Origin of the sequence: Streptomyces showdoensis (assembly GCF_039535475.1) — a bacterium.
Taxonomy (GTDB): Bacteria; Actinomycetota; Actinomycetes; order Streptomycetales; family Streptomycetaceae; genus Streptomyces; species Streptomyces showdoensis.
This window is the reverse complement of sequence record NZ_BAAAXG010000026.1, coordinates 1,195,360-1,221,518: the sequence shown is the minus strand read 5'-3', so window position 1 is coordinate 1,221,518 and position 26,159 is coordinate 1,195,360. Positions and strand designations below refer to the sequence as shown.

At 71.8% G+C, this 26,159-nt stretch carries 23 protein-coding genes; 19 read left to right on the top strand and 4 right to left on the bottom strand.

Features of this window, described 5'->3' with window-relative positions; translation table 11 throughout:
* Window positions 1-40: 40 nt before the first annotated feature.
* Window positions 41-1,261, bottom strand: coding sequence for a Cmx/CmrA family chloramphenicol efflux MFS transporter (locus ABD981_RS18280; protein ID WP_046911834.1), 1,221 nt, complete (start codon window positions 1,259-1,261; stop codon window positions 41-43).
* Between the two features lie 247 nt (window positions 1,262-1,508).
* Window positions 1,509-2,195, bottom strand: a complete 687-nt coding sequence (locus ABD981_RS18275; RefSeq protein WP_046911820.1) for an HD domain-containing protein — start codon at window positions 2,193-2,195, stop codon at window positions 1,509-1,511.
* A 211-nt stretch (window positions 2,196-2,406) separates the two neighbouring features.
* On the opposite strand from ABD981_RS18275, the gene ABD981_RS18270 reads away from it, so the two are divergent.
* The 19 genes from ABD981_RS18270 (at window position 2,407) to ABD981_RS18180 (ending at window position 24,261) form a co-directional block, all read left to right on the top strand.
* On the top strand, window positions 2,407-3,846 hold the full coding sequence (locus ABD981_RS18270; protein WP_046911821.1) for an MFS transporter: 1,440 nt from the start codon (window positions 2,407-2,409) through the stop codon (window positions 3,844-3,846).
* A gap of 91 nt (window positions 3,847-3,937) precedes the next feature.
* The gene (locus tag ABD981_RS18265) at window positions 3,938-5,161 is read left to right on the top strand and encodes a trans-sulfuration enzyme family protein (protein ID WP_046911822.1); all 1,224 of its coding nucleotides are present in this window, start codon (window positions 3,938-3,940) and stop codon (window positions 5,159-5,161) included.
* 84 nt (window positions 5,162-5,245) lie between these two features.
* Window positions 5,246-5,809, top strand: coding sequence for a MaoC family dehydratase (locus tag ABD981_RS18260; RefSeq protein ID WP_046911823.1), 564 nt, complete (start codon window positions 5,246-5,248; stop codon window positions 5,807-5,809).
* 92 nt (window positions 5,810-5,901) lie between these two features.
* Entirely contained in the window at window positions 5,902-6,750 is an 849-nt protein-coding gene (locus ABD981_RS18255) for a class I SAM-dependent methyltransferase (RefSeq protein WP_046911824.1), read from the top strand.
* Entirely contained in the window at window positions 6,747-7,790 is a 1,044-nt protein-coding gene (locus ABD981_RS18250; protein WP_046911825.1) for a class I SAM-dependent methyltransferase, read from the top strand. The genes ABD981_RS18255 and ABD981_RS18250 overlap by 4 nt, the downstream gene beginning before the upstream one ends.
* Window positions 7,791-7,908: 118 nt before the next feature.
* A complete protein-coding gene (locus tag ABD981_RS18245; RefSeq protein WP_046911826.1) occupies window positions 7,909-8,802 on the top strand; it encodes a diiron oxygenase in 894 nt (297 codons plus the stop codon).
* Between the two features lie 88 nt (window positions 8,803-8,890).
* The gene (locus ABD981_RS18240) at window positions 8,891-9,778 is read left to right on the top strand and encodes a class-II aminoacyl-tRNA synthetase family protein (RefSeq protein WP_046911827.1); all 888 of its coding nucleotides are present in this window, start codon (window positions 8,891-8,893) and stop codon (window positions 9,776-9,778) included.
* Between the two features lies 1 nt (window position 9,779).
* Window positions 9,780-10,241: a holo-ACP synthase gene (acpS, locus tag ABD981_RS18235; protein WP_123955185.1), complete on the top strand. Its 462-nt coding sequence runs from the start codon at window positions 9,780-9,782 to the stop codon at window positions 10,239-10,241.
* A 13-nt stretch (window positions 10,242-10,254) separates the two neighbouring features.
* Window positions 10,255-10,506, top strand: coding sequence for an acyl carrier protein (locus ABD981_RS18230; RefSeq protein ID WP_123955186.1), 252 nt, complete (start codon window positions 10,255-10,257; stop codon window positions 10,504-10,506).
* Window positions 10,503-11,711, top strand: coding sequence for a methionine adenosyltransferase (metK, locus tag ABD981_RS18225; protein WP_046911828.1), 1,209 nt, complete (start codon window positions 10,503-10,505; stop codon window positions 11,709-11,711). Before ABD981_RS18230 ends, metK begins: the two co-directional genes overlap by 4 nt.
* Window positions 11,712-11,722: 11 nt before the next feature.
* Window positions 11,723-12,706, top strand: coding sequence for a carbohydrate kinase family protein (locus ABD981_RS18220; RefSeq protein WP_046911829.1), 984 nt, complete (start codon window positions 11,723-11,725; stop codon window positions 12,704-12,706).
* On the top strand, window positions 12,703-16,170 hold the full coding sequence (metH, locus tag ABD981_RS18215) for a methionine synthase (protein WP_345529842.1): 3,468 nt from the start codon (window positions 12,703-12,705) through the stop codon (window positions 16,168-16,170). The genes ABD981_RS18220 and metH overlap by 4 nt, the downstream gene beginning before the upstream one ends.
* Complete coding sequence (metF, locus tag ABD981_RS18210; protein WP_046906492.1) at window positions 16,167-17,027, top strand: methylenetetrahydrofolate reductase [NAD(P)H]; 861 nt, start codon at window positions 16,167-16,169, stop codon at window positions 17,025-17,027. The genes metH and metF overlap by 4 nt, the downstream gene beginning before the upstream one ends.
* A 13-nt stretch (window positions 17,028-17,040) precedes the next feature.
* Window positions 17,041-18,429 carry an adenosylhomocysteinase gene (gene ahcY / locus ABD981_RS18205; RefSeq protein ID WP_123954283.1) on the top strand — a complete coding sequence of 463 codons (1,389 nt, stop codon included), beginning with the start codon at window positions 17,041-17,043 and terminating at the stop codon, window positions 18,427-18,429.
* Window positions 18,429-19,103 carry a maleylpyruvate isomerase family mycothiol-dependent enzyme gene (locus ABD981_RS18200; RefSeq protein ID WP_046906494.1) on the top strand — a complete coding sequence of 225 codons (675 nt, stop codon included), beginning with the start codon at window positions 18,429-18,431 and terminating at the stop codon, window positions 19,101-19,103. The genes ahcY and ABD981_RS18200 overlap by 1 nt, the downstream gene beginning before the upstream one ends.
* A gap of 63 nt (window positions 19,104-19,166) precedes the next feature.
* Window positions 19,167-22,928 (top strand): non-ribosomal peptide synthetase family protein, encoded by a 3,762-nt coding sequence (locus ABD981_RS18195; protein ID WP_046906495.1) that lies wholly within the window; start codon window positions 19,167-19,169, stop codon window positions 22,926-22,928.
* 108 nt (window positions 22,929-23,036) lie between these two features.
* Window positions 23,037-23,315 carry a hypothetical protein gene (locus ABD981_RS18190; RefSeq protein WP_046906496.1) on the top strand — a complete coding sequence of 93 codons (279 nt, stop codon included), beginning with the start codon at window positions 23,037-23,039 and terminating at the stop codon, window positions 23,313-23,315.
* A 41-nt stretch (window positions 23,316-23,356) separates the two neighbouring features.
* A complete protein-coding gene (locus tag ABD981_RS18185) occupies window positions 23,357-23,638 on the top strand; it encodes a DUF2087 domain-containing protein (protein WP_046906497.1) in 282 nt (93 codons plus the stop codon).
* On the top strand, window positions 23,635-24,261 hold the full coding sequence (locus ABD981_RS18180) for a LysE/ArgO family amino acid transporter (RefSeq protein WP_046906498.1): 627 nt from the start codon (window positions 23,635-23,637) through the stop codon (window positions 24,259-24,261). The genes ABD981_RS18185 and ABD981_RS18180 overlap by 4 nt, the downstream gene beginning before the upstream one ends.
* Window positions 24,262-24,275: 14 nt before the next feature.
* Here the strand turns inward: ABD981_RS18180 and ABD981_RS18175 are convergent, their stop codons facing one another.
* Window positions 24,276-24,680 carry a PIN domain-containing protein gene (locus ABD981_RS18175; RefSeq protein WP_046906499.1) on the bottom strand — a complete coding sequence of 135 codons (405 nt, stop codon included), beginning with the start codon at window positions 24,678-24,680 and terminating at the stop codon, window positions 24,276-24,278.
* 82 nt (window positions 24,681-24,762) lie between these two features.
* Complete coding sequence (locus tag ABD981_RS18170; protein WP_046906500.1) at window positions 24,763-26,151, bottom strand: FAD-binding oxidoreductase; 1,389 nt, start codon at window positions 26,149-26,151, stop codon at window positions 24,763-24,765.
* Window positions 26,152-26,159: the final 8 nt, after the last annotated feature.

Here is a 26,159-nt window from a genome sequence, read left to right as displayed (position 1 = left end):
TCCTGCTCTCTCGTCGGAGGTCGGCCCTCCGGCGGGAGGGTCAGCGGGACGATACGGCCTTCGCGTCCAGCGGCGCACCCGCATCCGAGCCCGCGCCCCCGGCCACCAGCCGGGACGTGCCCTTGTGGAGCCGCAGCGAGAGGGCGACGGTGGCGAGCGCGAGCAGGGTCATGGCGGCGCCGGCCCAGGCGGGGGAGGCGTAGCCGTGTCCGGCGTCGATGACGGTGCCGCCGAGCCAGGGGCCGCCGGTGTTGCCGAGGTTGAAGGCGGCGGTGGTGGTGGCGCCGGCCAACGTGGGGGCGGCGCCGGCGACGTTGAACATGCGGGCGTTGAGCGCCGGCGCCGTGTAGAAGCAGGAGACGCCGAGCAGGAAGGTCAGCGCGATCGTGGCGGCGGGGCTGGAGGCGAACAGCGCGAGCGCGGTGAGGAAGACGGTGGAGGCGGTGACGCCGCTGAGCAGCACCCCGAAGAGGTGGGCGTCGGCGACCCGGCCGCCGATGTACGTACCGATGAGGGCACCGATGCCGAACAGGGCGAGCACGCCGGAGACCCAGCCCTCGTCGAGGCCGGAGACGTCGGTGAGCAGCGGGGCCAGGTAGGAGAAGGCGCAGAAGACGCCGCCGGCGGCGAGGGCGGTGAGCAGGACGGAGAGCAGGACCTGCCGGTCGCGGTAGATGACGAGCTCGGCGCGGAGCCGGGGGCGGGTCTCGGGCGGCGGGATGCGCGGGATCCTGGTCACGACGCCGACCAGGGCGATGGCGGACGCGGCGCCGACGGCCCAGAAGGCGGAGCGCCAGCCGAGGTGCTCGCCGAGGAAGGCGCCGGCGGGGACGCCGAGGACGTTGGCGATGGACAGTCCGCCGATCATGACGGCCATGGCCCGAGCCCGGGCCCCGACCGGCACCATGGCGATCGCGACGGCGGCCCCCACGGCCCAGAACCCGGCGCAGGCGAGCGCGCTGACCACCCGGGAGGCGAAGAGCACCGCGTAGTTCGGCGCGAGCGCTCCGGCGACCTGACCGAGCCCGAAGAGGCTGATCAGGGCGACGAGCGTGGTCTTGCGGGGGAGCCGCAGGGTGGCGACGGCGAGCAGCGGGGCGCCGACGACCATCCCGATGGCGAAGGCCGAGATGAGCAGCCCGGCGGTCGGTATGGAGACGTCCATGTCCTCCGCGATGGGCGGCAGCAGCCCGGAGAGCATGAACTCGCTCGTGCCGAGCGCGAAGACGGAGAGCCCGAGGATGTAGACGGCCAGGGGCATGCGGGTGGAGGCGGCGGGGGCGGGTGCCGCGGTGGGTGCGGGGGCGGGCTGTGGGGAGTCGGGTCCGGCATCGGCGGAGGCTGAGGGCATGACATGGGCAACCTGGCGTTTGTGCCTGTCATTCCTCCCCGGGTGACCGTCTCGGGATACGGGACGGTCACCCGGGGAGGGGCCGCGGCGGGCCCGGCTTCCGAAGCGGGCCGCCCCGGTGTCCGTCCCCGCGCCTCCCCGCGGCCGGGCCCCCGGCCTACCCCTCCTCCACCGGTGCGCGCAGCTCCGCCAGCTCCCGCTCCAGGTTGGTCCGGGCCCGCTCCTCCCAGGCCGCCGCCCCGTACGGGGTGCGGAAGAGGCGGGGGAGGGAGAGGAGGTGGGTGAGGATGGCGGCGCGGCCCTCGCGGAAGGCGGCTTCGGGGACGAAGGCGTACTCCTCGCGGACCGCGGCCGTATACCCCGTATAGGTATCCGGGCGGCTGGCCAGGATCGCCAGGTCGGCGTCGCACAGGGCCTCGCCGTTGAGGTCGCCGGGCGCTGGGTCGTGGGTGGTCGTGAGGCGGACCAGGCGGGCCACCTCGGCGACCTCGTGGGGCGTGAGGCCCGCCTCGGGGAGGGCTCTTTCGGCCAGGTTCGCCGAGCGCTCCTCGTTCTCCGAGCGGTCCGGCCGGTAGACCGCGTCGTGGAACCAGGCGGCCAGCCGGACGAGCTCCAACTCGCCGCCCTCACCGCCCTGGTCGGCGAGTTCGTCGATGCGGTCGAGGACCGCCTTCAGATGGTCGACGGTGTGGTACCTGCGCTGGGGCTCGGCCCAGCGGGACAGCAGGTTCCGGCCGTACGGCAGGGGGTCCGGGCCCTCGCGGCCGGCCCGGGCGGCGAGCAGGGTCGAGGTCCAGCGACGGAGCAGCTCCCGCTCCAGGTCTGTCTCCTGATCCGTGGTCATGCAGGGCATTCTGCCGTGCCGGACGGGGCTTCCGGGTGCGGAGGCGCGCGCTCCCGTTCGCGCTCCACCTCGCCTTCATCTCACTCTTACATACCCCCCATGGGTATGCTACGGTGCAGCGCACAGGTACCCCCCAGGGGTATGTCTCGGGGGTTCCCGAGGTGGTCCCGAGGTCTCCCCGGGGTCGGAACGCGAGCGAAGGGTCAGGGCAATGTCAACCGTCAATCCCCGGCGCTGGTGGGCACTTGTCGTGCTCGCCGCCGCACAGTTCATGGTCATCATGGACACCTCGATCATCGGGGTGGCGCTCCCCGAGATGCAGAAGGACCTGGGCTTCTCCCAGGGCGAGCTCCAGTGGGTCTTCAACGCCTACGTGATCGTCTTCGGCGGACTGCTGCTGCTCGGCGGCCGGCTCTCCGACCTGATCGGCGCCCGCAAGATCTTCGTGGCCGGCTGGGTCGTCATGATCGCCGGTTCGGTCCTCGCGGCCGTCGCGCAGACCGCCTGGGTCGAGATCCTCGGCCGCGCCGTCCAGGGCGTCGGCGGCGCGCTCATCGCGCCCTCCGCGATGACCCTGCTCATGATGCTCTTCATGCACGACCCGAGGGAGCTCGGCAAGGCGATGGCGCTGTACGGCGCGGCCGCCCCGGCCGGCGGCACCGCGGGCGTCTTCCTCGGCGGCGTCTTCACCGAGTGGGCCGCCTGGCAGTGGTGCTTCATCATCTACGTGCCGATCGGCATCGCGACCCTCGCCGCGACCAAGCTGCTCCCGAACGTCGAGTCCCGCCGCGGCTCCGTCGACGTCCTCGGCGCCGTCGCCGTCACCGCCGGTCTGGCGCTCGCCGTCTTCGCGGTCGTCCGCGCCCCCGAGGTCGGCTGGGGCTCCACCGGCACGATCCTCCAGCTGGCCGGCGCCGTCGTCCTGCTGATCCTGTTCTTCGTGATCCAGAAGGCCATCCGCGAGCCGCTCATGCCGCTCAGCGTGTGGCGGGTGCCGCGGCTCGGCACGGCCAACCTGGCGATGACGCTGCTCGGCGCCGCGTGGATCCCGATGTGGTACTTCCTCAACCTCTACCTGCAGCAGGTCCTCGGCTACGGCGCCTTCGCCTCCGGTGCCGCGCTGCTCCCGATGACCGTGCTCCTGATGATCTTCATGACGGCCATCACCGCCAAGCTGATGGCGAAGGTCGGCGCCAAGCCGCTCATCGGCGTCGGTCTGCTCGTCCTCGCCGCCGGTCTGCTCTGGCTGGCCGCCGTCGAGCCCACCGGCACCTTCCTCGTCGACGTCCTGCCGGCCTCGCTGGTCGCCGCGCTCGGCATGTCCCTCGCCTACATCCCGGCGATGATCGCCGCGATGTCCGGCGCCCCGCAGGAGCAGGCCGGTCTCGCCTCCGGCATCGTCAACACCACCTACAACGTCGGCTCCGCGCTCGGCCTGGCCGCCCTCACCGCGGTCGCCATGTCGCAGGGCGCCGACCAGCTGGGCAACCTGCCGAAGCTGACGGACGGCTTCTCGTCCGCCTTCATCGGCGCCGCGGTCATCGCCGCGGTCGGCGGTGTGATCACCCTCCTCGTGATGAAGGGCGACAAGGCTCCGGCCGCCGACGCCTCCGTCCCCGCGCAGCAGGGCGGCGACAAGGTCTCCGCGTGACGCAGCCCCTCAGGGGCCGCCCGGCATCCGTCAGCAGCGGATGCCGGGCGGCCCCTTTCCCGTACCCGATCCGAAGGGAAAGCAGCCGGACATGGATCTGAACACCCGGGCCGTGCACGTCGTGAACCAGCCGTTCGATCACGGGAGTTGGCCGCTCTCCGTGCCCCTCGTGCAGTCCTCCGCCTTCGCCTTCTCGTCCGCCGACGAGCTCGCCGGGGCGATGGCCGGGCCCGACGGGCGGTACGTCTACAGCCGCCGCGGCAACCCGACCGTACGGGCGCTGGAGCAGACCCTCGCCGGGCTCGAAGGGGGCGCCGGCGCCATCGCCTTCGCCTCCGGGATGGGCGCGATCAGCGGGGTGCTGCTCGCGCTGCTCAAGCCGGGCGACCGGGTGGTGGCGCAGCGCTGCCTGTACGGGGGGACCTTCGCCGTCCTGTCGGACCTGGCCCGGCGGTACGGGATCGAGGTCGTGTACGTCTCCGGGGACGAGGTCGCCGAGTTCGAGGAGGCGGCCGTGCACCCAGCGGTCCGGCTGCTGGTCCTGGAGACCATCGCCAATCCGACGGGCCAGGTGGCCGACCTGCCGGGGCTGCTCGCGGCGGCCCGCCGGCTGGGGGTGACCAGCATGGTCGACAACTCGCTCGCCTCGCCGGCGCTGTGCCGCCCGATCGAGCTGGGCGCGGACATCGTGGTGCACTCCACCACCAAGTACCTCTCCGGCCACTCGGACGTGCTGGGCGGCGCCGCGGTCTTCGCGGACGACGCGCTGCGCCGGAAGGTGTGGCCGCGGACGGTCGAACTGGGCGCCTGCGCGGACCCGTTCGCCGCCTGGCTGACGCTGCGCGGGATACCCACGCTGCCGCTGCGGATGCGCGAGCACTGCGCCAACGCGGCGGTGCTCGCCGAGCGGCTCGCGGGCCGCAGCGACGTGACCGCGGTGCACTACCCGTGGCTCGCCGGCCACCCCTCGTACGCCACGGCCCGCAAGGTGCTGGCCGGGGGCGGCGGGCTGCTCTCCTTCGAGCTGGCCGGTGGCCGGGAGGCGGGGCGGGCGTTCATCGAGCGGGTGCGGGTGGCGAAGCTCGCGCTGTCGCTGGGCGGGGTGGAGAGCCTGGTGACCCATCCGGCCTCCACCTCGCACCGCGAACTGGACGCGGAGGCGCTGGAGGCGGCCGGGATCGGGGCCGGTCTGGTGCGCATGTCGGTCGGCATCGAGGGCGTCGAGGACCTGTGGGGCGACATCGAGCGCGCACTGGCCGGCGAGGGCGGTGAAGACCCCGGCGGATGGGGTCATTTGAGCCTTCTTTTGGGTTGACAAAATAAATGGTGAATTCGTAGATTGGGTAGTGCCAAGGAACAAAGGAACGAACGACCACTCCTAGGTCAGGGGGGGCGCGTGATGCGCTACTTCGAGGACTTCCGGCCCGGCGACATCCACGAGCTGGGCACCGTCACCGTCACGGCGGAGGAGGTGCTGGAGTTCGGCAGGCGCTTCGATCCGCAGCCCTTCCACACGGACCCCGAGCTCGCCGCGGAATCCCAGTTCGGCGGTCTGATCGCCAGCGGTTTCCACACCCAGTCGATGTTCATGCGGCGCTACGTCGACGGCCTGCTCGCCTACAGCTTCTGTATGGGCTCGCCCGGGATCGACGAGGTCCGCTACCTGCGTCCCGTACGTCCCGGGGACGTCCTCACGGCACGGGTGGAGGTCCTCGCCGCCACCCCGTCGCCGTTCAACCCCACCAGCGGCACCGTCAAGCCGCGCTGCACGCTGGTGGCCGCCGACGGGACGGCCGTGTTCAGCATGATCCTGCACAGCATCTTCCGGCGCCGCCCCGCCGGGACCGAGGTCGGACATCTGTCGTCGATGCCCGCGGCCCAGGACCCGATCGGATGCTGCGCGCGCCCGCGCACGCACGCGCGCGCCGAGAAGAGCGCCCCCGCAGCGGCCATGAGCGCCTGACCTGAACAGGTACGCGACTGAGCACGGCCGTCCGCACCGCCCGTACTCCCGTACTCCGGCATTCCCGCCAACCAAGTGAAGGGGGACCTCCTGTGGAGGCCGTATCCCGCACCGCCCAGTGGACCGCCGCGGCGCGCGCCCTGGAGACCGAGCGCGAGGACCGGCTGTTCGCCGATCCGTACGCGCGCACCGTCGCCGACCAGATCGGCTTCGAACTGCTCGAGCGCTACGACGGGGGCGGCATCGTGCCGTTCCTCGCCATCCGCACCACCTACCTGGACCGCGCCATCGTCGCGGCGGTGCAGGAGCGCGGCATCCGCCAGGTGGTCTTCCTCGCCGCCGGCATGGACACCCGGTTCTTCCGGCTGCCCTGGCCCGACGGCGTCACCGTCTACGAGCTCGACCGCCCGGCCCTCCTGGAGGCCAAGGCCGAGATGCTGAAGGACGAGCCGCTGCCGGCCGGCCGCACCCGCGTGCCGATCCCGGTCGACCTCACCCAGGACTGGACCGGCGCCCTGAAGGAGGCGGGATGGAAGAGCGACGAGCCCGTCCTGTGGGTCGTCGAGGGCCTGCTGTTCTTCCTCCCCGAGGAGGCCGTGCGGACCCTGATCTCGACGCTCTCCGCGCACGCGGCGCCCGGCTCCGTGCTGCTCGGCGACGTCATCTCCAGGGCCGCCCTGGAGAACCCGCTCGCCCGCACCTTCATGAACGCGCTGAAGGAGGACGGCAACCCCTGGCTCTTCGGCACCGAGGAGCCCGAGGCGCTGCTCGACGCCTGCGGCTGGGCCGTGCGCGAGGTCAGGCAGCCGGGTGAGCCCGGCGCGGACTTCGACCGCTGGCCCTACCCGGTCCCGGCCCGCAACGTCCCGCGCGTCCCCCGCTCCTTCCTGTTCACCTGCGACCTGCCCGCCCACGGATACGAGGAGGAGACGGCCGCATGAGCGCCCACGACTTCCACCAGAGAGTCATCACCGACGCCGGCGCGGCCGTGCGCGGCCTCACCGTCGCCATCGGCGAGCGGCTCGGCCTGTACAAGGCGCTCGCCGAGCACGGCCCGCTGACCTCGGCCGAGCTCGCCGGGAAGACCGGCACGGACGAGCGCTACATCGAGGAGTGGCTGCACGCCCAGCTCTCCGCCGGGTACGTCGAGCGGCACCCGAGCTCGCTCACGTACACGCTGCCCGCCGACCACGTCGAGGTGCTGGCCGACCCCACCGCGGTCACCTTCGCGGCCGGCTTCTTCACCGCCCTCAAGGCGCTGTACGCCACCGAGGACCTGCTCGTCGAGGCGTACAGGACGGGTGACGGCGTGGGCTGGGCCGAGCACGACGCGGCCCTCGACACCGGCATGGGCTCCTTCTTCCAGCCGACCTACGAGCACAAGCTGGTCCCGGACTGGCTGCCCGCGCTGCACGACGTCATCGAGAAGCTCGGCGACGGCGGCACCGTCGTGGACGTCGGCTGCGGCGTCGGCCACACCACGCTGCTCATCGCCAAGGCCTTCCCGAACGCCACCGTGCACGGCTTCGACTACTCCGAGGAGGCCATCAGCATCGCCCGGCAGCTCGCCGAGGAGGCCGGCCTGTCCGACCGGGTCGTCTTCGAGGTCGCCTCCGCCGACGACTACCCGGGCACCGGCTACGACCTGGTCTGCTTCTTCAACGCCCTGCACGACATGGGCGACCCGGTGGCCGCCGCCTCGCACGTGCTCAAGTCGCTCGACAAGGACGGCACCTGGATGCTCGTCGAGTCGAACGTCTCGCCCGCCGACATCGACACCCAGACCCCCGCGGCCCGCATGTTCATGGCCCTGTCCGCCGTGATGTGCCTGCCCGTCGCCGTCGCCCAGCGCGGCCCGCACGCGCTCGGCAACCACTCCGGCGAGAAGGCCTTCCGGGCGATCGCCGAGGAGGCCGGCTTCACCCGCTGGCGGCGCGCCACCGAGACCCCGGTCAACGCGGTCTACGAGGTCCGTCCCTGAGGGACCCCACCGACAGTCCGGCCCTGAGGGTTCCACCCCGACAGTCCGGCCCTGCGGCTCCCCGGGTCCCGTCCGGCCCCCCGAGCCCATCGCCCCACGAGTCCCGAGGAGTCACACCATGGGCGTCACCGCCCCGCTGCCCGTCACCGACCGGTTCATGGAGGTCCTGGAGCGCCTCAGCGAGCGCTCCGTCGAGGACTACTACAACCCGTACCAGACCTTCCAGTGGCCCGAGACGCTGGAGGAGAACCGCTACTGGATGACGCCGGAGCTGCTCACCGTCTACGGCACCGAGCACTTCGAGACCCTCGGCGAGGAAACGCTTCAGCGCCTCTCGAAGTGGGAGTCCATCAACTTCTACAGCCTCAACGTGCACGGCATCCGCGAGCTCCTCATCGAGGTCGTCGGCCGGATCCACATGCCGGGCTTCGAGGTCCCCTCGGACTTCTTCCACCACTTCATCGGCGAGGAGAACGAACACATGTGGTTCTTCTCCGAGTTCTGCCGGCGCTACGGCAACAAGATCTACGGCTCCACCGCCATGCGCGCCGACGCCGCCTGGGAGCCCGAGGTCGAGAACTTCCTCGTCTTCACCCGCATCCTGTTCTTCGAGGAGCTGGTCGACCACTACAACTCCCGGATGGCCAGGGACGCGAGCCTGTGCCACACCATCCGCGAGGTCAACCGCATCCACCACCAGGACGAGTCACGGCACATCGCCTTCGGCCGCGAGCTGGTCTCGCTGCTCTTCCAGCGCATGTGCCAGGCCGTGAGCGCCGAGCGGGTGCGGGAGGTGGAGGCGTACCTCAAGCGGTACGTCGTCTACAGCACCAACTCGCTCTACAACCCCCACGTGTACCGGGACGCCGGCATCCCCGACCCGCTCGCGCTGCGCAACTCCCTCGTCGCCGACGAGCGCCGCCGCCCGCACGAGCGCAAGGCCATCCGCAAGCCGCTGTCCTTCTTCCTGAAGACCGGGATCTTCACCGACGACACGCTGCCCGTCGTCTGAACCCGCCCAGGAGACCTCCCCGGAGACCCGGTCCCCACCCGGAGCCCGGAGCTTCCCGGAGGCCTCCCACCCGAGAGGTGACGAGACCATGACCTTGACGAGCCCCGAGACCGTCGGGGAGACCAGGGGCCTGCCCACGATGGGCCCCGAGGGGACCCGCCTGCTGCGGCTCCTCGACGACACCTTCGAAGGCTGGGGAGTGGCCGCGGGCGCCCGCCCGATGACCATGCCCCCGCTGCTGCCGGCCGCCGAGCTGGCCAAGCTGGACTACTACGACAACTTCCCCCACCAGGCGGTCGTCGCCACCTCGCTCGACCTCGAGCGACGCGAGACCGTCCCGTTCTCCGCCGACACCGGCCGCTTTCCGACCGCCGCGCTCGAACAGGCCGCGCTCGGACTGCCCTCGGCGTCCTGCTACGCCGTCTACCTGACGCACCAGGGCCAGTCGGTCGCCGACGACACGCTCGTCACGATCTGCTCCTGGTGCTTCCGCAAGGAGACGCATTACGAGGGCATGCGGCGCCAGCTCGGCTTCCGCATGAGGGAGATCGTGGCCATCGGCGCGCAGCAGCACGCCGAGGACCACCTGGCCGACTTCACCGCCCGGATCCACGCCTTCGCCGCGGCGCTCGACCTGCCGCTGCGCAAGGAGGCCGCCTGCGACCCGTTCTTCGACAAGGGCAGCTCCAAGGCGGTGCTCCAGCGGCTCACGCCGGTGAAGTACGAGTTCCTGTACGAGGACCTGGCCATCGCCTCGGTCAACACGCACCGGAACTTCTTCGGCGACCGCTGCGACATCGCGCTGGCGTCCACCGGAGGCCCCGCCTTCACCAGTTGCGTCGCCTTCGGCCTGGAGCGCTGGCTGTCGGCACTGACCCGGCGGCACGGCAGCTGGGAGTCCGCCACGCAGGCGGTGCTCGACGCGAACGCCCGACTGCGGGCCGATGCGAGTGTCGCGGCCGGGCCGGTGATCTGACGTGACGGCCCGTCCCGTGGCCCCGCCGGCGGGCGGCCTGGGCTGGGCGAACCTCGGCATGGACATCGTGTCCGTCAACCGTGTCCGCAGGCTTCTCGCGCAGTACGGGGAGAAGTTCTTCGAGCGGATGCTCACCCCCGGTGAACTCGACGACTGCCGCACCTCCGGCGGGCTCGACGTACTGAGCCTGTGCGGGCGGATCGCGGCCAAGGAAGCGGCCTTCAAGACGTTACGGGTCCGCGGCAGGTTCCTGCCCTGGCCGGACATCGTCGTACGCCGCTCCGAGGGCGGCTGGCCGCTCGTGGAGCTGTACGGGCCCGCGGCCGACATGGCCGCCGAGTCCGGCATCTCGGAGATCACCGTGTCCATCAGCCACGACGTGGACTATGCGGTCGCGGTCGCCGCGCCGATCATCGCCCCCACCCCTTCCGCCCCCACCCCCTTTCACAGCAGCAGTAGCTAAAAGGAGAGCAATCATGGCCGACGGCCTGCAGACGGTGAAGAACTGGATCCTCGAGCGCCACCCCGAGCGCGAGGACATCGCGCCCGACCTCGACCTGATCGAGAACCGGCTCATCGACTCGCTGTCCTTCGTCGAGTTCGTCTTCCTGCTGGAGCAGGAGAGCGGCACCGCCATCCAGATGGAGACCCTGGAGGTCGACTCCATCCGCACCCTCGGTGCCATCGAGCAGCACTTCTTCAAGACCCCGGCGGAGGCCCAGGCATGAGCCGCCGCCTGTTCACCTCGGAGTCCGTCACCGAGGGACACCCCGACAAGATCGCCGACCGGATCAGCGACACCATCCTGGACGCGCTGCTCGCCCAGGACCCGTCCTCCCGCGTCGCCGTGGAGACCCTGATCACCACCGGTCAGGTCCACATCGCCGGCGAGGTCACCACCGGGGCCTACGCGCCGATCGCGCAGCTCGTCCGCGACGCCGTCCTGGACATCGGCTACGACTCCTCCGCGAAGGGCTTCGACGGCGCCTCCTGCGGCGTGTCGGTGTCCATCGGCGCCCAGTCGCCGGACATCGCGCAGGGCGTCGACACCGCGCACGAAGCCCGCGTGGAGGGCGTGGAGGACGAGCTCGCCGCCCAGGGCGCCGGCGACCAGGGCCTGATGTTCGGCTACGCCTGCGACGACACCGCCGAGCTGATGCCGCTGCCGATCGCGCTGGCCCACCGTCTGTCGCGCCGGCTGACCGAGGTCCGCAAGAACGGCACCGTCCCGTACCTGCGGCCCGACGGCAAGACCCAGGTCACCATCGAGTACGACGGCGACAAGCCGGTCCGCCTCGACACGGTGGTCGTCTCCTCGCAGCACGCCGCCGACATCTCCGTCGAGGGCCTGCTCACCCCGGACGTGCGCGAGTACGTCGTCGAGCACGTCCTCAAGGAGCTCGTCGAGGAGGGCGTGACCCTGGAGTCCGACGGCTACCGGCTCCTGGTCAACCCGACCGGGCGCTTCGAGGTCGGCGGCCCGATGGGCGACGCCGGACTCACCGGCCGGAAGATCATCATCGACACCTACGGCGGCATGGCCCGCCACGGCGGCGGTGCCTTCTCCGGCAAGGACCCGTCGAAGGTGGACCGCTCGGCCGCCTACGCGATGCGCTGGGTGGCGAAGAACATCGTCGCCGCCGGGCTCGCCCGCCGGGCCGAGGTGCAGGTCGCGTACGCGATCGGCAAGGCCGAGCCGGTCGGTCTCTTCGTCGAGACCTTCGGCACCGGGACCCTCCCGGACGAGCGCATCCAGGAAGCCGTCTCCGAGGTCTTCGACCTGCGGCCGGCCGCGATCATCCGCGACCTGGACCTGAAGCGCCCGATCTACGCGGCCACCGCCGCGTACGGGCACTTCGGCCGGGAACTGCCGGAGTTCACCTGGGAGCGCACCGACCGGGTGGAGCGGCTGAAGAAGGCCGCGGGGATCTGAGGAGAGCCGTCATGCGTATCGCTGTCACCGGATCCATCGCGACCGACCATCTGATGACCTTCCCCGGCTGGTTCAGCGAGCAGCTGCTCGCCGACCGGCTCGACCGGGTCTCCCTGTCGTTCCTCGCCGACAACCTGGAGGTCAGGCGCGGCGGAGTGGCAGCGAACATCGCCTTCGGACTCGGCGTGCTCGGCCTGCGTCCCGTTCTGGTGGGCGCGGTCGGGGCCGACTTCGAGCCGTACCGGATCTGGCTCAAGGACCACGGTGTGGACACCGACTCGGTGCGCGTCAGCGAGTCGCTCCACACCGCCCGGTTCGTCTGTACCACCGACCGGGCGCAGAACCAGATCGCCACCTTCTACGCCGGAGCGATGGCCGAGGCCCGCGAGATCGACCTGCGGGAGGTCGTCGCCCGGACCGGGCGTCTGGAGCTCGTCCTGGTCTCCCCGGACGACCCCGAGGCGATGCTCCGGCACTCCCGCACCTGCCGTGAGCTGGGCGTCCCCTTCGCCGCCGACCCGTCGCAGCAGCTCGCGCGGCTCGACGGCGGCCAGGTGCGGGAACTGGTGGACGGGGCCCGCTTCCTGTTCACCAACGAGTACGAGACCGCCCTGCTGCACGAGAAGACCGGCTGGTCCGAGGCGGACGTGCTGCGCCGCGTCGGCACCTGGATCACCACCCACGGCGAGGCCGGCGTGCGGATCCGCGGCGAGGGCCGTGCCCCGCTGGCCGTGCCGGCGGTGCCGGTGGCGGGCGTGGTCGACCCGACGGGCGTCGGCGACGCCTTCCGGGCCGGCTTCCTCGCCGGAACGCTGTGGGGCGTGCCCGAGCGGTGCGCGGCCCAGCTGGGCTGCGCGGTCGCCGCCACCGTCCTCGACTACGTGGGGACACAGGAGTACCGGCTGCACCGGGATCCGCTCCTGGACCGGATCAGGACGACCTACGGAGTGGGCTGCACGGCGTCGCTCCTCACCCATCTGAGGGGGCTGACATGAGCCAGGGAAGGCGTTCACTGCGGGAGGAGTTCGCCACGCGGGTCGTGGTGGCCGACGGGGCGATGGGCACCATGCTCCAGGCCGCCGACCCCTCGATGGACGACTTCCAGCAGCTGGAGGGCTGCAACGAGATCCTCAACGTCACCCGGCCCGACATCGTGGCCTCCGTCCACGACGCCTACTTCTCGGTCGGCGTGGACTGCGTGGAGACCAACACCTTCGGCGCCAACCTGGCCGCGCTGGCCGAGTACGGCATCGAGGACCGGGTGTACGAGCTGTCCGAGGCCGGCGCCCGGATCGCCCGCACCACCGCCGACGCCCACACGGCCGCCGACGGGCGCCCCCGCTGGGTGCTCGGCTCGATGGGCCCCGGCACCAAGCTGCCGACCCTCGGGCACATCACGTACGAGCCGCTGCGCGACGCCTTCCGGCAGAACGCCGAGGGCCTGATCCGCGGCGGCGCCGACGCCCTGCTCGTCGAGACCTCGCAGGACCTGCTCCAGACCAAGGCGGCCGTCATCGGCGCCCGCCAGGCCCTGGACTGGTGCGGGCTCGACCTGCCGCTGATCGTGCAGGTGACCGTCGAGACGACGGGCACCATGCTGCTCGGCTCCGAGATCGGGGCGGCGCTGACCGCGCTGGAGCCGCTCGGCATCGACATGATCGGCCTCAACTGCGCCACCGGTCCCGCCGAGATGGCCGAGCACCTGCGCCACCTGTCCCGGCACGCCCGGATCCCCCTCTCCGTCATGCCCAACGCGGGCCTGCCGGTGCTCACCTCGGACGGCGCGCACTATCCCCTGACGCCGTCCGAACTGGCCGACGCCCAGGAGGCGTTCGTACGGGACTACGGCCCGGCGCTGGTCGGCGGCTGCTGCGGCACCACCCCCGAGCACCTGCGCGAGATCGTGGAGCGGGTGCGGGGCGCGGCCGTGAAGCCGAGGACCCCGGTCGTCGAGCCGGGCGCCTCCTCCCTCTACAGCCACGTGCCGTTCCGCCAGGACACCTCGTACCTGGCGATCGGCGAGCGGACCAACGCCAACGGGTCGAAGCAGTTCCGCGAGGCCATGCTGGAGGGCCGCTGGGACGACTGCGTCGAGATGGCGCGGGACCAGATCCGCGAGGGCGCGCACATGCTGGACCTGTGCGTGGACTACGTGGGCCGGGACGGCGTCGCCGACATGGCGGAGCTGGCCGGCCGGTTCGCGACCGCGTCCACGCTGCCGATCGTGCTGGACTCCACCGAGGTCGGCGTGCTGCGGGCCGGCCTGGAGAAGCTGGGCGGCCGGGCCGTGCTCAACTCGGTCAACTACGAGGACGGTGACGGGCCCGAGTCGCGGTTCGCGCAGGTCACGTCGCTGGCGCGGGAGCACGGGGCGGCGCTGATGGCGCTGACCATCGACGAGGAGGGCCAGGCCCGTACCGTCGAGAACAAGGTCGCCATCGCGGAGCGGCTGATCGGCGACCTCACGGAGAACTGGGGGATCAGGGAGTCGGACATCCTGATCGACACCCTCACGTTCACCATCTGCACGGGTCAGGAGGAGTCCCGCAAGGACGGCATCGCCACCATCGAGGCGATCCGCGAGCTGAAGCGGCGGCATCCGGACGTCCAGACGACCCTGGGCCTGTCCAACATCTCCTTCGGCCTGAACCCGGCCGCGCGGCTGGTGCTGAACTCGGTCTTCCTCGACGAGTGCGTGAAGGCCGGTCTGGACTCGGCCATCGTCCACGCGTCGAAGATCCTGCCGATCGCCCGCCTGGAGCCGGAGCAGGTCGAGGTCGCGCTCGACCTGATCTACGACCGGCGGCGGGAGGGCTACGACCCGCTCCAGCGGCTCCTGGAGCTCTTCGAGGGCGCCACCGCGAAGTCCCTGAAGGCCGGCAAGGCCGAGGAGCTGCTGGCGCTGCCGCTGGAGGAGCGGCTGAAGCGGCGGATCATCGACGGCGAGAAGAACGGCCTGGAGGCCGACCTGGACGCGGCGCTCGCGGTGCGCCCGGCCCTGGAGATCGTCAACGACATCCTCCTGGACGGCATGAAGACGGTCGGCGAGCTCTTCGGCTCGGGCCAGATGCAGCTGCCGTTCGTGCTCCAGTCCGCCGAGGTCATGAAGAACGCGGTGGCCTACCTGGAGCCGCACATGGAGAAGTCGGACGCCGAGGGCAAGGGCACCATCGTCCTCGCCACGGTCCGCGGGGACGTCCACGACATCGGCAAGAACCTCGTCGACATCATCCTCTCCAACAACGGCTACAACGTCGTCAACATCGGCATCAAGCAGCCCGTCTCCGCGATCCTGGAGGCCGCCGAGGAGCACCGCGCCGACGTCATCGGCATGTCGGGCCTCCTGGTCAAGTCCACGGTGATCATGAAGGAGAACCTGGAGGAGCTGAACCAGCGCGAGCTGGCGGCCAAGTACCCGGTGATCCTCGGCGGAGCCGCCCTCACCCGGGCGTACGTCGAACAGGACCTGCACGAGCTGTACCGGGGCGAGGTCCGCTACGCCCGCGACGCCTTCGAGGGCCTGCGCCTGATGGACGCCCTCATGGCGGTGAAGCGGGGCGTGCCGGGCGCCACCCTGCCGGAGCTGAAGCAGCGCCGGGTGCCGAAGCGGGTGACCCCCGTCCTGGAGGTGCGGGAGCCCGAGCCGGCCGGGCGTTCCGACGTGGCCGTCGACAACCCCGTACCGGAGCCGCCGTTCCTCGGCACGAGGGTCGTCAAGGGGATCCAGCTCGCCGAGTACGCCTCCTGGCTCGACGAGAGCGCCCTGTTCAAGGGGCAGTGGGGGCTCAAGGACGCGGCCACGATCGAGTCGGAGGGCCGGCCGCGGCTGCGCGGCTGGCTGGACCGGCTGCAGACGGACCAGCTCCTCGAAGCGGCCGTCGTGTACGGCTACTTCCCCTGTGTGTCCAAGGGCGACGACCTGATCGTCCTGGACGAGGACGGAGGCGAGCGGACCCGCTTCTCCTTCCCCCGCCAACAGCGGGGCCGCCGCCTCTGCCTGGCCGACTTCTTCCGCGCGGAGGACTCCGGCGAGGTCGACGTCCTCGCCCTCCAGGTCGTCACCGTCGGTTCGCGGATCGGGGAGGAGACGGCGAAGCTCTTCGCCGCCGACGCCTATCGCGACTACCTCGAACTCCACGGCCTGTCGGTGCAGTTGGCCGAGGCGCTGGCCGAGTGCTGGCACGGCCGGGTGCGCGCCGAGTGGGGCATCGGGGGCGCCGACCCGGAGGGCATCGAGGGGATGCTGCGGACCGAGTACCAGGGCTGCCGCTATTCGCTGGGCTACCCGGCCTGCCCCGACCTGGAGGACCGGGCCAAGATCGCCGAGCTGCTGCGGCCCGAGCGGATCGGGGTCGAGCTCTCGGAGGAGTACCAGCTGCACCCCGAGCAGTCGACGGACGCCTTCGTCGTGCACCACCCGGAGGCCAGCTACTTCAACGCGGGAGGCAGACGCCTGTGAACCCGACCTTCTCCTTCGAGTTCTTCCCGCCGAAGACCGACAAGGGCGAACAGACCCTGTGGGACGCGATCCGGCGGGTGGAGGCCCTCGCGCCGGACTTCGTCTCCGTGACGTACGGCGCGGGCGGCTCGTCCCGCGACCGCACCATCGAGGTGACCAAGCGGATCGTCACCGAGACCACGCTGCGGCCGGTCGCGCACCTGACGGCCGTCGGCCACTCGGTCGCCGAGCTGCGGGCGATCATCGGCGCCTACGCGGACGCCGGCGTGCGGGACGTCCTGGTGCTGCGCGGCGATCCGCCGGGCGATCCGCGGGCGCCGTGGACCCCGCACCCGGACGGCTTCACGTACGCCTACGAGCTCGTCGAACTCGTGCGCTCGCTGGGCGAGTTCCGGATCGGCGTGGCGGCCTTCCCGGAGGGCCATCCGCGCTCGCCCGACCCGGCGAGCGACCTGGCGCACTTCGTCGCCAAGTGCCGGGCGGGCGCCGACTACGCCATCACGCAGATGTTCTTCGACCCCGAGGACTACCTGCGGCTGCGGGACCGGGTCGCGGCGGCCGGCTGCGACACCCCGATCATCCCGGAGATCATGCCCGCCACCGACGTGCGGCAGATCCGCCGCTTCGCGGAGCTGTCGGACGCGGCCTTCCCGGAGGACCTGGCGCACCGCCTGGAGGCCGCGAAGGACGACCCGGCCGCCGCCTACCGGATCGGGGTCGAGCACGCCACCGCGATGGGCCTGCGGCTGCTCGACGAGGGCGCCCCGGGCCTGCACTACATCACGCTCAACAAGAGCACCGCCGCCCTCGAAATCCACCGTTCGATCCACGCCTCAAGGAGCCTCGCACGTGTCTGAGTCCACCGGTGCTGTGTTTTCCGACTACAAGGTCGCCGACATCGGCCTCGCGGAGTTCGGCCGCAAGGAGATCACCCTCGCCGAGCACGAGATGCCCGGCCTGATGGCGATCCGCCGCGAGTACGCCGAGCGGCAGCCGCTGGCCGGGGCCCGGATCACCGGCTCCCTGCACATGACGGTGCAGACCGCCGTGCTGATCGAGACGCTCGTCGCGCTCGGCGCCGAGGTCCGCTGGGTGTCCTGCAACATCTACTCCACCCAGGACCACGCGGCCGCCGCGATCGCCGCCGCCGGCATCCCGGTCTTCGCCTGGAAGGGCGAGACCCTGGAGGAGTACTGGTGGTGCACCGAGCAGGCGCTGACCTGGCCGGACGCCGACGGCCCCAACATGATCCTGGACGACGGCGGCGACGCCACGCTCCTCGTCCACAAGGGTGTGGAGTACCGCAAGACCGGTGCGCTGCCGGAGGCCTCCAACGAGGAGCTGGCCGTCGTCCGCGCCCTGCTGGAGAACAGCCCGCTCGACTGGGGGACGATCGCCGCCGAGATCCGCGGCGTGACGGAGGAGACCACCACCGGTGTCCACCGCCTCTACGAGATGCACCGCGAGGGCGAGCTGCTCTTCCCGGCGATCAACGTGAACGACGCCGTCACCAAGTCGAAGTTCGACAACAAGTACGGCTGCCGGCACTCCCTGATCGACGGCATCAACCGCGCCACCGACGTCCTCATCGGCGGCAAGACCGCCGTCGTCTTCGGCTACGGCGACGTCGGCAAGGGCTCGGCGGAGTCGCTGCGCGGCCAGGGCGCCCGGGTGATCATCACCGAGATCGACCCCATCTGCGCCCTCCAGGCGGCGATGGACGGCTACCAGGTGGCGACCCTGGAGGACGTCGTCGAGACCGCCGACATCTTCATCACCACCACGGGCAACAAGGACATCATCATGGCGTCCGACATCGCCCGCATGAAGCACCAGGCGATCGTCGGGAACATCGGCCACTTCGACAACGAGATCGACATGGCCGGCCTGGCCAAGATCGACGGCATCGTCAAGGACGAGGTCAAGCCGCAGGTCCACACCTGGACCTTCCCCGACGGCAAGGTCGTCATCGTGCTGTCGGAGGGCCGCCTGCTCAACCTGGGCAACGCGACCGGCCACCCCTCCTTCGTGATGTCGAACTCCTTCGCGGACCAGACCCTGGCCCAGATCGAGCTCTTCACCAAGACCGCCGAGTACCCCGTCGGCGTCTACACGCTGCCGAAGCACCTCGACGAGAAGGTCGCCCGGCTGCACCTGGACGCCCTGGGCGTCCGGCTCACCACCCTCCGCCCGGAGCAGGCCGCGTACATCGGCGTCCCGGTGGAGGGCCCGTACAAGCCGGACCACTACCGCTACTGATGTGTACCGACGACACGCACGACAGACGTGACCCCTGGCTCCCGGACCACCTCCTGAAGACGGAGCGGGACCTGCTGATGCCGCTGCTGCGCCGGACGCCCGCCGAGGCGTTCGAGCTCCGCACGGCCTGCCCGGGCTGGACCGCCCGGCAGGTGCTCGCGCACTGCGGGGCGGCCCTGGTCAGGATCGTCGAGGGGCGGCTGGAGGAGGGCGTGTTCCTGCCCGAGGCCAACGCCTGCGACGTGGCCGAGCGGGAGGACTGGCCGCTCGACCGGGTCCTCGACGAGCTGGAGCGGGGCCTCACCGAGGCCGGCCCGGTGATCGCCGAGCGGGAGGACGGCCGGCTCGACGCGGTCGCGCTCGGCGAGTGGGTCCACGCCGGGGACGTACGGGAGGCCTTCGGCGAACCCGGGGCCTACTGCGGGGACGCCCTCGACCTGGCCCTGCCGCTGCTCTCCGTCACCAGCCGCAAGCGGGAGACCCCCCGGCTGGTCGGGGTGCTCGCGGACCGGGACGGCGAGGTCGCCCTCGGCAACGAGATCGAGGGCCGGCCGCCGGCCCGCTTCCACGGGGACGCGGCGACCTTGATCCGCATCTATTCGGGACGCCCGCTGGTACGGACCCGCTACGAACTGACGGGCGCGACGGAGCAGGAACTACTCATCTACCGCTGAGGGTGGCGGGCCCCGGTCCTTCGGGACCGGGGCCCACCCCTTTCACTCACGAAGAGGACCTTCATGCCCAGCACGGTGACACCGCGGGAGACGCTCGACCGGCTCCTGCGCGACCAGGCGGCACGGCGGCCGGAGGACACCGCCGTCGTCTTCGGCGACGACGGCCTGTCGTTCCGCGAGCTCCACGAGGGCGCCGCCGTCCTCGCCGCGTACCTCCGCACCTTGGGCGTGCGCGCCGACGAGCGGATCGGCGTGCACGTCGAACCTTCACTCGAACTGGTGATCGGCACGTGGGGCGTGCTGTTCTCCGGCGGTGCCTACGTCCCGCTCTCCCCGGAGTACCCCGAGGAGCGCCTGCGCTACATGATCGAGGACAGCGGCGCCCGGATCGTCTTCACCCAGGAGCGCTTCCGCGAGCGCGTCGCCGAACTCGCCCCGCCCGGCACCACCGTGGTCACCCTCAAGGACGCCGTCCAGCACGCCTGGCGCACCGCCGGCGAGGAACCGCCCATCACCGAGGTGGAGCTGAGCCCGTCCCAACTCGCGTACGTCATCTACACCTCGGGCTCCACCGGCAAGCCCAAGGGCGTCATGGTCGAGCACCGCTCCCTCGCCGCGCAGCTGCGCTGGATGGGCGCCGAGCACGCGCTCGGCCCGGACGCCGTCGTCGTCCAGAAGACCCCCATGTCCTTCGACGCGGCCCAGTGGGAGATCCTCGCCTCCGCCGTCGGCGCCCGCGTCGCCATGGGCCCGCCCGGCGTCTACCGCGACCCCGAGGGGCTGATCGACACCATCCGCCGGTACGACGTCACCATGCTCCAGGGCGTCCCCACCCTGCTCCAGGCCCTCGTCGACACCGAGCGCCTCGGCTCCTGCACGAGCCTGCGCCGGGTCTACTCGGGCGGCGAGATCCTCTCCCGCAACCTCGCCGTGCAGCTGCTCGCCGAGCTGCCCGGGGCCGAGCTGGTCAACCTGTACGGCCCGACCGAGTGCACCATCAACGCCTCCTCCCACACCGTGGACCGCGCCACCGTCGCCGACGGGCCCTCCGCGATCCCGATCGGCAGACCGGCGTACGAGACGAGCTTCCACATACGCGACGGCGAGCTGTGCATCGGCGGCGTCCAGGTGGCGCGGGGGTACCTGGACCGGCCCGAGCTCACGGCCGAGCGCTTCATCACCGCCGAGGACGGCGAACGGCTCTACCGCACCGGCGACCTGGCCACCTGGAACGAGGACGGCACCGTCCAGTTCGCCGGCCGCGCCGACAACCAGATCAAGCTCCGCGGCTTCCGCGTCGAGCTCGACGAGATCGCGCTCGCCATCGAGAACCACGACTGGGTGAAGTCCGCGGCCGTCATCGTGAAGAACGAGCCCCGCACCGGCTTCCAGAACCTGGTCGCCTGCGTCGAGCTCTCCCCGAAGGAAGCCGCCCTGATGGACCAGGGCAACCACGGCGCCCACCACCAGTCCAAGGAGTCCAAGCTCCAGGTCAAGGCGCAGCTGTCCAACGCGGGCACCCTCGACGCCGCCGCCCTCGCCGGCCGCCCCGTCGTCGGGCTCCCCGGCCGCACCCCCACCGAGCGGATGCGCCGCACCGTCTTCGCGCGCAAGACCTACCGCTTCTACGAGGGCGGCCCGGTCACCCGGGCCGACGTCCTCGCCGCCCTGGCCCGCCGCCCCGAGGACATCGGCTCGCGCCCGGTCGGCAGCCTGACCGCCGCCGACCTGGGCGAGATCCTGCGCTGGTTCGGCCAGTTCGCCAGCGAGGAGCGGCTGCTCCCGAAGTACGGCTACGCCTCGCCGGGCGCGCTCTACGCGACGCAGCTGTACGTGGAGGTGCGCGGGATCGCGGGCCTGGAGCCCGGCACGTACTACCACCACCCGGTCCACCACCGGCTGCACCTGATGGAGCCGGGCACCGCCGAGGGGGAGCCCCTGGTGCGCTTCGGGTTCCGCGGCAGGTGGGCGGCGATCGAGCCGGTCTACCGGAACAACATCCGCGAGGTGCTGGAGATCGAGGCCGGCCACATGGTCGGTCTGTTCGAGGAGATTCTGCCGGGCCTGGGCCTCGCGATCCGCCCGGTGCGCGGCGGGGCGCCGGGAGCCCCCGAGGGCATCGTGGACCTGGGCGTCTTCGAGCTGGTGCCGTACGACGAGGAGTCGGCCGCGGCGACGGAGGCGGAGGTCGACCTCTACGTCCAGGCCCACCCGGACCGGATCGCCGACCTCCCGGAGGGCCAGTACGCCTACGAGGACGGCGGGCTGACCCTCCTGTCGCCCGGCCTGGTCGAGAAGAAGCACGTCATCGCGATCAACCAGGCGGTGTACGAGCGGGCGAGCCTCGGCATCACGGCGATCAGCCGGAGCACGGAGCCCTGGCGCGCCTACATCGACCTCGGCCGCGCCCTGCAGCGGCTCCAACTCGGCGGGCACGGACTCGGGTTCATGTCCTCCGGCTACAGCTCCATGTCGGGCAACCCGCTGCCGGCCGCCCGCCGCATGGACGAGGTCCTGACGGCGGCGGGCCGCGCGACCGGCCCCTCGTACTTCTTCGTCGGCGGCCGGGTCAGCGAGGAACAGCGGCTCAGCGAGGGCATGTACGAGGACACCGTCCACATGAAGGGCCCCGCGGAGATGATCCGCGACGACCTGGTCAACCACCTGCCCGACTACATGATCCCGAACCGGGTCGTCGTCCTCGACCGGCTGCCGCACTCCGCCAACGGCAAGGTCGACACCAAGGCGCTGGGCGAGCTGGCCGTCGTCAACGCGGGCCTGCACGGCCGCCCGCACGTGCTGCCGCGCACCCGCACCGAGAAGCGGCTCACCGAGATCTGGGCGGCGGCGCTCAAGTACGAGGAGGTCGAGGCGGTCTCCGTGCAGGACGACTTCTTCGAGTCGGGCGGCAACTCGCTGATCGCGGTCGCCCTCATCACGAAGATCAACCGCGAGTTCACGGAGGCCTCCCTCCCGCTCCAGATCCTCTTCGAGGCCCCCACCATCGAGAAGCTGGCCCACCGCGTGGACGGCGCCGCGGCGGCCCCCGCCTCCCGGCTGGTGCGGCTGCACGCGGACGGCGCCCAGTCGCCCGTGTTCTGCTGGCCCGGGCTCGGCGGTTACACGATGAACCTGCGCTTCCTGGCGGAGGAGATCGGCATCGACCGCCCGTTCTACGGGGTGCAGGCGCACGGCATCAACCGGGGCGAGACGCCCCACGCGACGATCCGCGAGATGGCCGCGGCCGACGTGGCCGCGATCCGGCGGCGCCAGCCCTCCGGCCCGTACACCCTGTGGGGCTACTCCTTCGGGGCCCGCGTCGCCTTCGAGTCGGCGCACCTCCTGGAGGCGGCGGGCGAGCAGGTGGAGAACCTCTTCCTGATCGCCCCCGGCTCCCCGAAGGTCCGGGCGGAGTCCGCGGCCGGCGGCGCCTCGTACGACAACCCCGGCTTCACCCAGATCCTGTACTCGGTCTTCGCGGGCGCCCTCGCGGACGTCCCCGCCGAGGACGCGGAGTCGTTCGCCGCGCACGTGGCGGAACGCTTCCCGGCGCTCGACCCGGAGCTGATCGCCCGGATCATCGCGATCGTGGAGCAGACCTTCGACTTCACGTACACCTTCCGGGAGCTGACCGAGCGGAAGGTGTCCTGCCCGGTGACGATCTTCAAGGCGCAGGGCGACGACTACTCCTTCCTCGAAGCCGCCACCGGCTGGTCCTCCCGCCCGCCGACGGTGATCGAGCTGGACGCCGACCACTACAGCCTGCTGCGGGCGCCGGACCTGAAGGAGCTGGTCAAGAAGATCCACTACCGGCTGGGGCGGTAAGGGCCCCCGCGCCGGTAGCCCTTTCGGGCCCGGCCGCGGTGCGGGGCGGGGGACCGGCTGCTGTGCTGGTCGGGACCCCGCCCCTTCGCGCGCACCGGGAGCAGCACCATGGCCGTCATCGTCACCATCGAGGTCCCCGGTCTGACCCAGGAGGTCTACGAGCGCGCCACCGCCGCGCTCGTCGCCGCGCCCTGGTGGCCCGCCCGGGGCTTCCTCGCCCACGCGGCCGGTCCCGACGGGTCGGGGGGCTGGCGGGTGGTGGACTTCTGGGAGTCGGAGGAGGACTTCCGGGCCTTCGTCGAGCAGGCCCGGCCGATCTTCGTGGAGCACGGGATGCCGCCGCTGATGCCGAGGATCGACCCCGCGGTGAAGGTCATGACGCGATAAACCCGTTGCCGCGGGCGGCCGTCCGGCGCCAGTCTGCACCCATGACCTCCGACCTCTTCGCCGCCGACGGGCGCCTCAAGGCGATCCCGCGCAAGCCCGCCCGCCGGGCGGCCCTGCTCGACCACCTGGCCGCCACCCTCTTCGAGCCGTCCCGCGTCTACACCGAGCGCGAGGTCAACGAGGCCCTGAAGACCGTGCACGCGGACTTCCCGGCGCTGCGCCGCTACCTCGTCATCGGCGGACAGCTCGCCCGGACCAAGGACGGCTCGGCCTACCGGCGACAGCCCGGCGCCCCCGTAGGAGCGACCGCCGCCGTCGCGTGACGACCGCGGCCCTGGCCGGCCTGCTGGCCGGCTACGGCATCGCGATCCCGGTCGGCGCGGTCGGCGCGTACCTCGTCGCCGTCACCGCCCGCACCGGCTGGCGCACGGGCGCCGCGGCGGCCCTCGGCGTCGCGACCGCCGACGGCGTCTACGCCCTCCTCGCGGTCGCGGGCGGCTCCGCCCTCGTCCCGTACCTGACCCCCGTGACGACCCCGCTCCGCTGGGTCTCCGCCCTGGTCCTGGTGGTCCTGGCCGTCCGCGCGGCCCGGACGGCCCTCCGCGCCCACCGCGACGGCGCCCTCGCCTCCCGCGACGACGGCTCCGCGCCCCTGAGCCCGGCCCGCGCCTACGCGACCTTCCTGGGCATCACGGTCCTCAACCCCATGACGGTGATCTACTTCGTCGCCCTGATCCTGGCGACCGGCCCCGACGCCCCCGCCTCGGCCGCCGAACGCACCGCCTTCGTGACCGCCGCCCTCGCCGCCTCCGCCAGCTGGCAACTCCTCCTGGCCACCGGCGGCACCCTCCTGGGCCGCACCCTCACCGGCCCCCGCGGCCGCCTGACCACGGCCCTGGCGTCGAGCACGCTGATCGTGGTGCTGGCGGTGCGGTTGGTGGGGTAGGGCCTCGCCGCCCGTCAGAGCGTGTCGAGGCGCAGCACGGAGATCCCCGGACGCACCTTGGCGACGGCGTCGAAGTCGTCGTCGACGTGGATGAGGGTCAGCCCGTGCTGCGCCGCCGTCAGGGCGATCAGGAGGTCCGTCGGGGAGGGGCCGCGGTGGTGTCCGATGCGGACCAGGTCCCGCTGGATCGCGATGATCTCCGGCCAGGGGTCGTCCGGGGCGGGGACCCACCCGAAGGTCTGGCCGAGCATGGTGAGGAAGGGCTCGCAGTCGCGGTCGGACCGCAGCCCCGGCATCAGTTCGGCCTCCACGGGCGGGCACAGGGAAACCTGCCCCCGGGCCACCCGCTCCGGCCACGGCGAGCCGATCTGCCGGCGCAGGATGCGCCACACCGCGGAGGCGTCGGCGAGGTAGTTCACCGGCCGGACCGCTCCCGCTCTTCCAGGACCTCGAAGTCGAGGAACCCCGCTCGACCCTCGGGTGGCCGAGGGGCTCTAGGCCCTAGCCCTTCGCCGGTTCGACGTTCTGGGTGTGGCGGAAGACGTTGTCCGGGTCGTACGTGCGCTTCACCCCGGCCAGCCGGTCGTAGTGGCCGCGGTAGGTGGCCCGGACGCGGGCGTCCGGTTCGTCGGCGCCGAGGAAGTTCACGTACGCCCCGCCCATCGAGTGGGGGTGCAGCGCGTCCCAGTAGCCGACGGCCCAGTCGCGGATGCGGTCCGCGTCGGACGGGTCGGGGCTGATGCCGCCGATCACGCCGGACCAGACCGCGTCCCGGTAGGCCCAGGCGGTGTCCGCCGGGCCGGGGCGGTGGGCCGCGCCGTCGACCGGGTAGAGGTGCATCGTCGACAGCTCGGTGGGGAGGTCCTCCAGGAAGGCGCGGTGCACGTCGATCGCGCCCTCGGTGATCCGGTCGAAGAAGTCCCCGCGCCAGTACCACTGCAGGCCCTTCGGGATCAGCTCGTCGAACAGCGACTGGAGCGCCGGGTACGGGATGGGCGTCGCGAAGTGGAAGACCGGCGGGGCCGGTTCGGCGACGTCGGCGAAGGTGCGGACCAGCTCCTCCTCGTCCACCGGGCCGGTGGAGCACCACACCACGCCGCACATCCTCTTCCCGTGGATCTCCTCCGGGAACGGCGGCCCCGGCGCCACGGTCAGCGTCGCGAAGAAGCCGTTCAGCGTCTCCGGGGCGGCCGGCAGGAACTCCCGGTACCAGCGGAGCACGGCCCCGATGTCCTTCGGGTCCCACAGCGTGACCGCCAGGCCCACCGTGTCCACCGGATGCAGGGCGTACGTGAACGAGGTGGCCACCCCGAAGTTCCCGCCGCCGCCGCGCAACGCCCAGTACAGGTCCGGGTGTTCGTCGGCCGAGGCCGTCACGAACGAGCCGTCCGCGAGGACCACGTCCACCGAGAGGAGGCTGTCGATCGTCAGCCCGTACGCCCGGGTCAGGTGCCCGTGCCCGCCGCCCAGGGTCAGCCCGCCCACTCCGGTCGTCGACATGATCCCGGCCGGGACGCCGAGCCCGAAGCCGTGCGCCTCGTGGTCCAGGTCGCCCAGTTGGGCGCCGCCGCCGACCCGGGCCGTCTTCGCCTCCGGGTCCACGTGCACCCAGCGCATCCCCGACAGGTCGAGCAGCAGGGAGCCGTCCACCATGCACAGCCCGCCGCCGCTGTGGCCGCCGCCGCGCACCGCCAGGTCCATCCCGCTCTCGCGGGCGTACCGCACCGTCGCCCGCACGTCCGTCACGTCCGCGCACCGCGCGATCACCGCGGGCCGCCGGTCGATCATCGCGTTGTAGACCGACCGGGCCTCGTCGTACCCGGCGTCCTGCGGGCCGGTCACCTCGCCGCGCAGTGCCTCGCGCAGCGTCTCCACAGCCGTACCGCCCATGACCATTC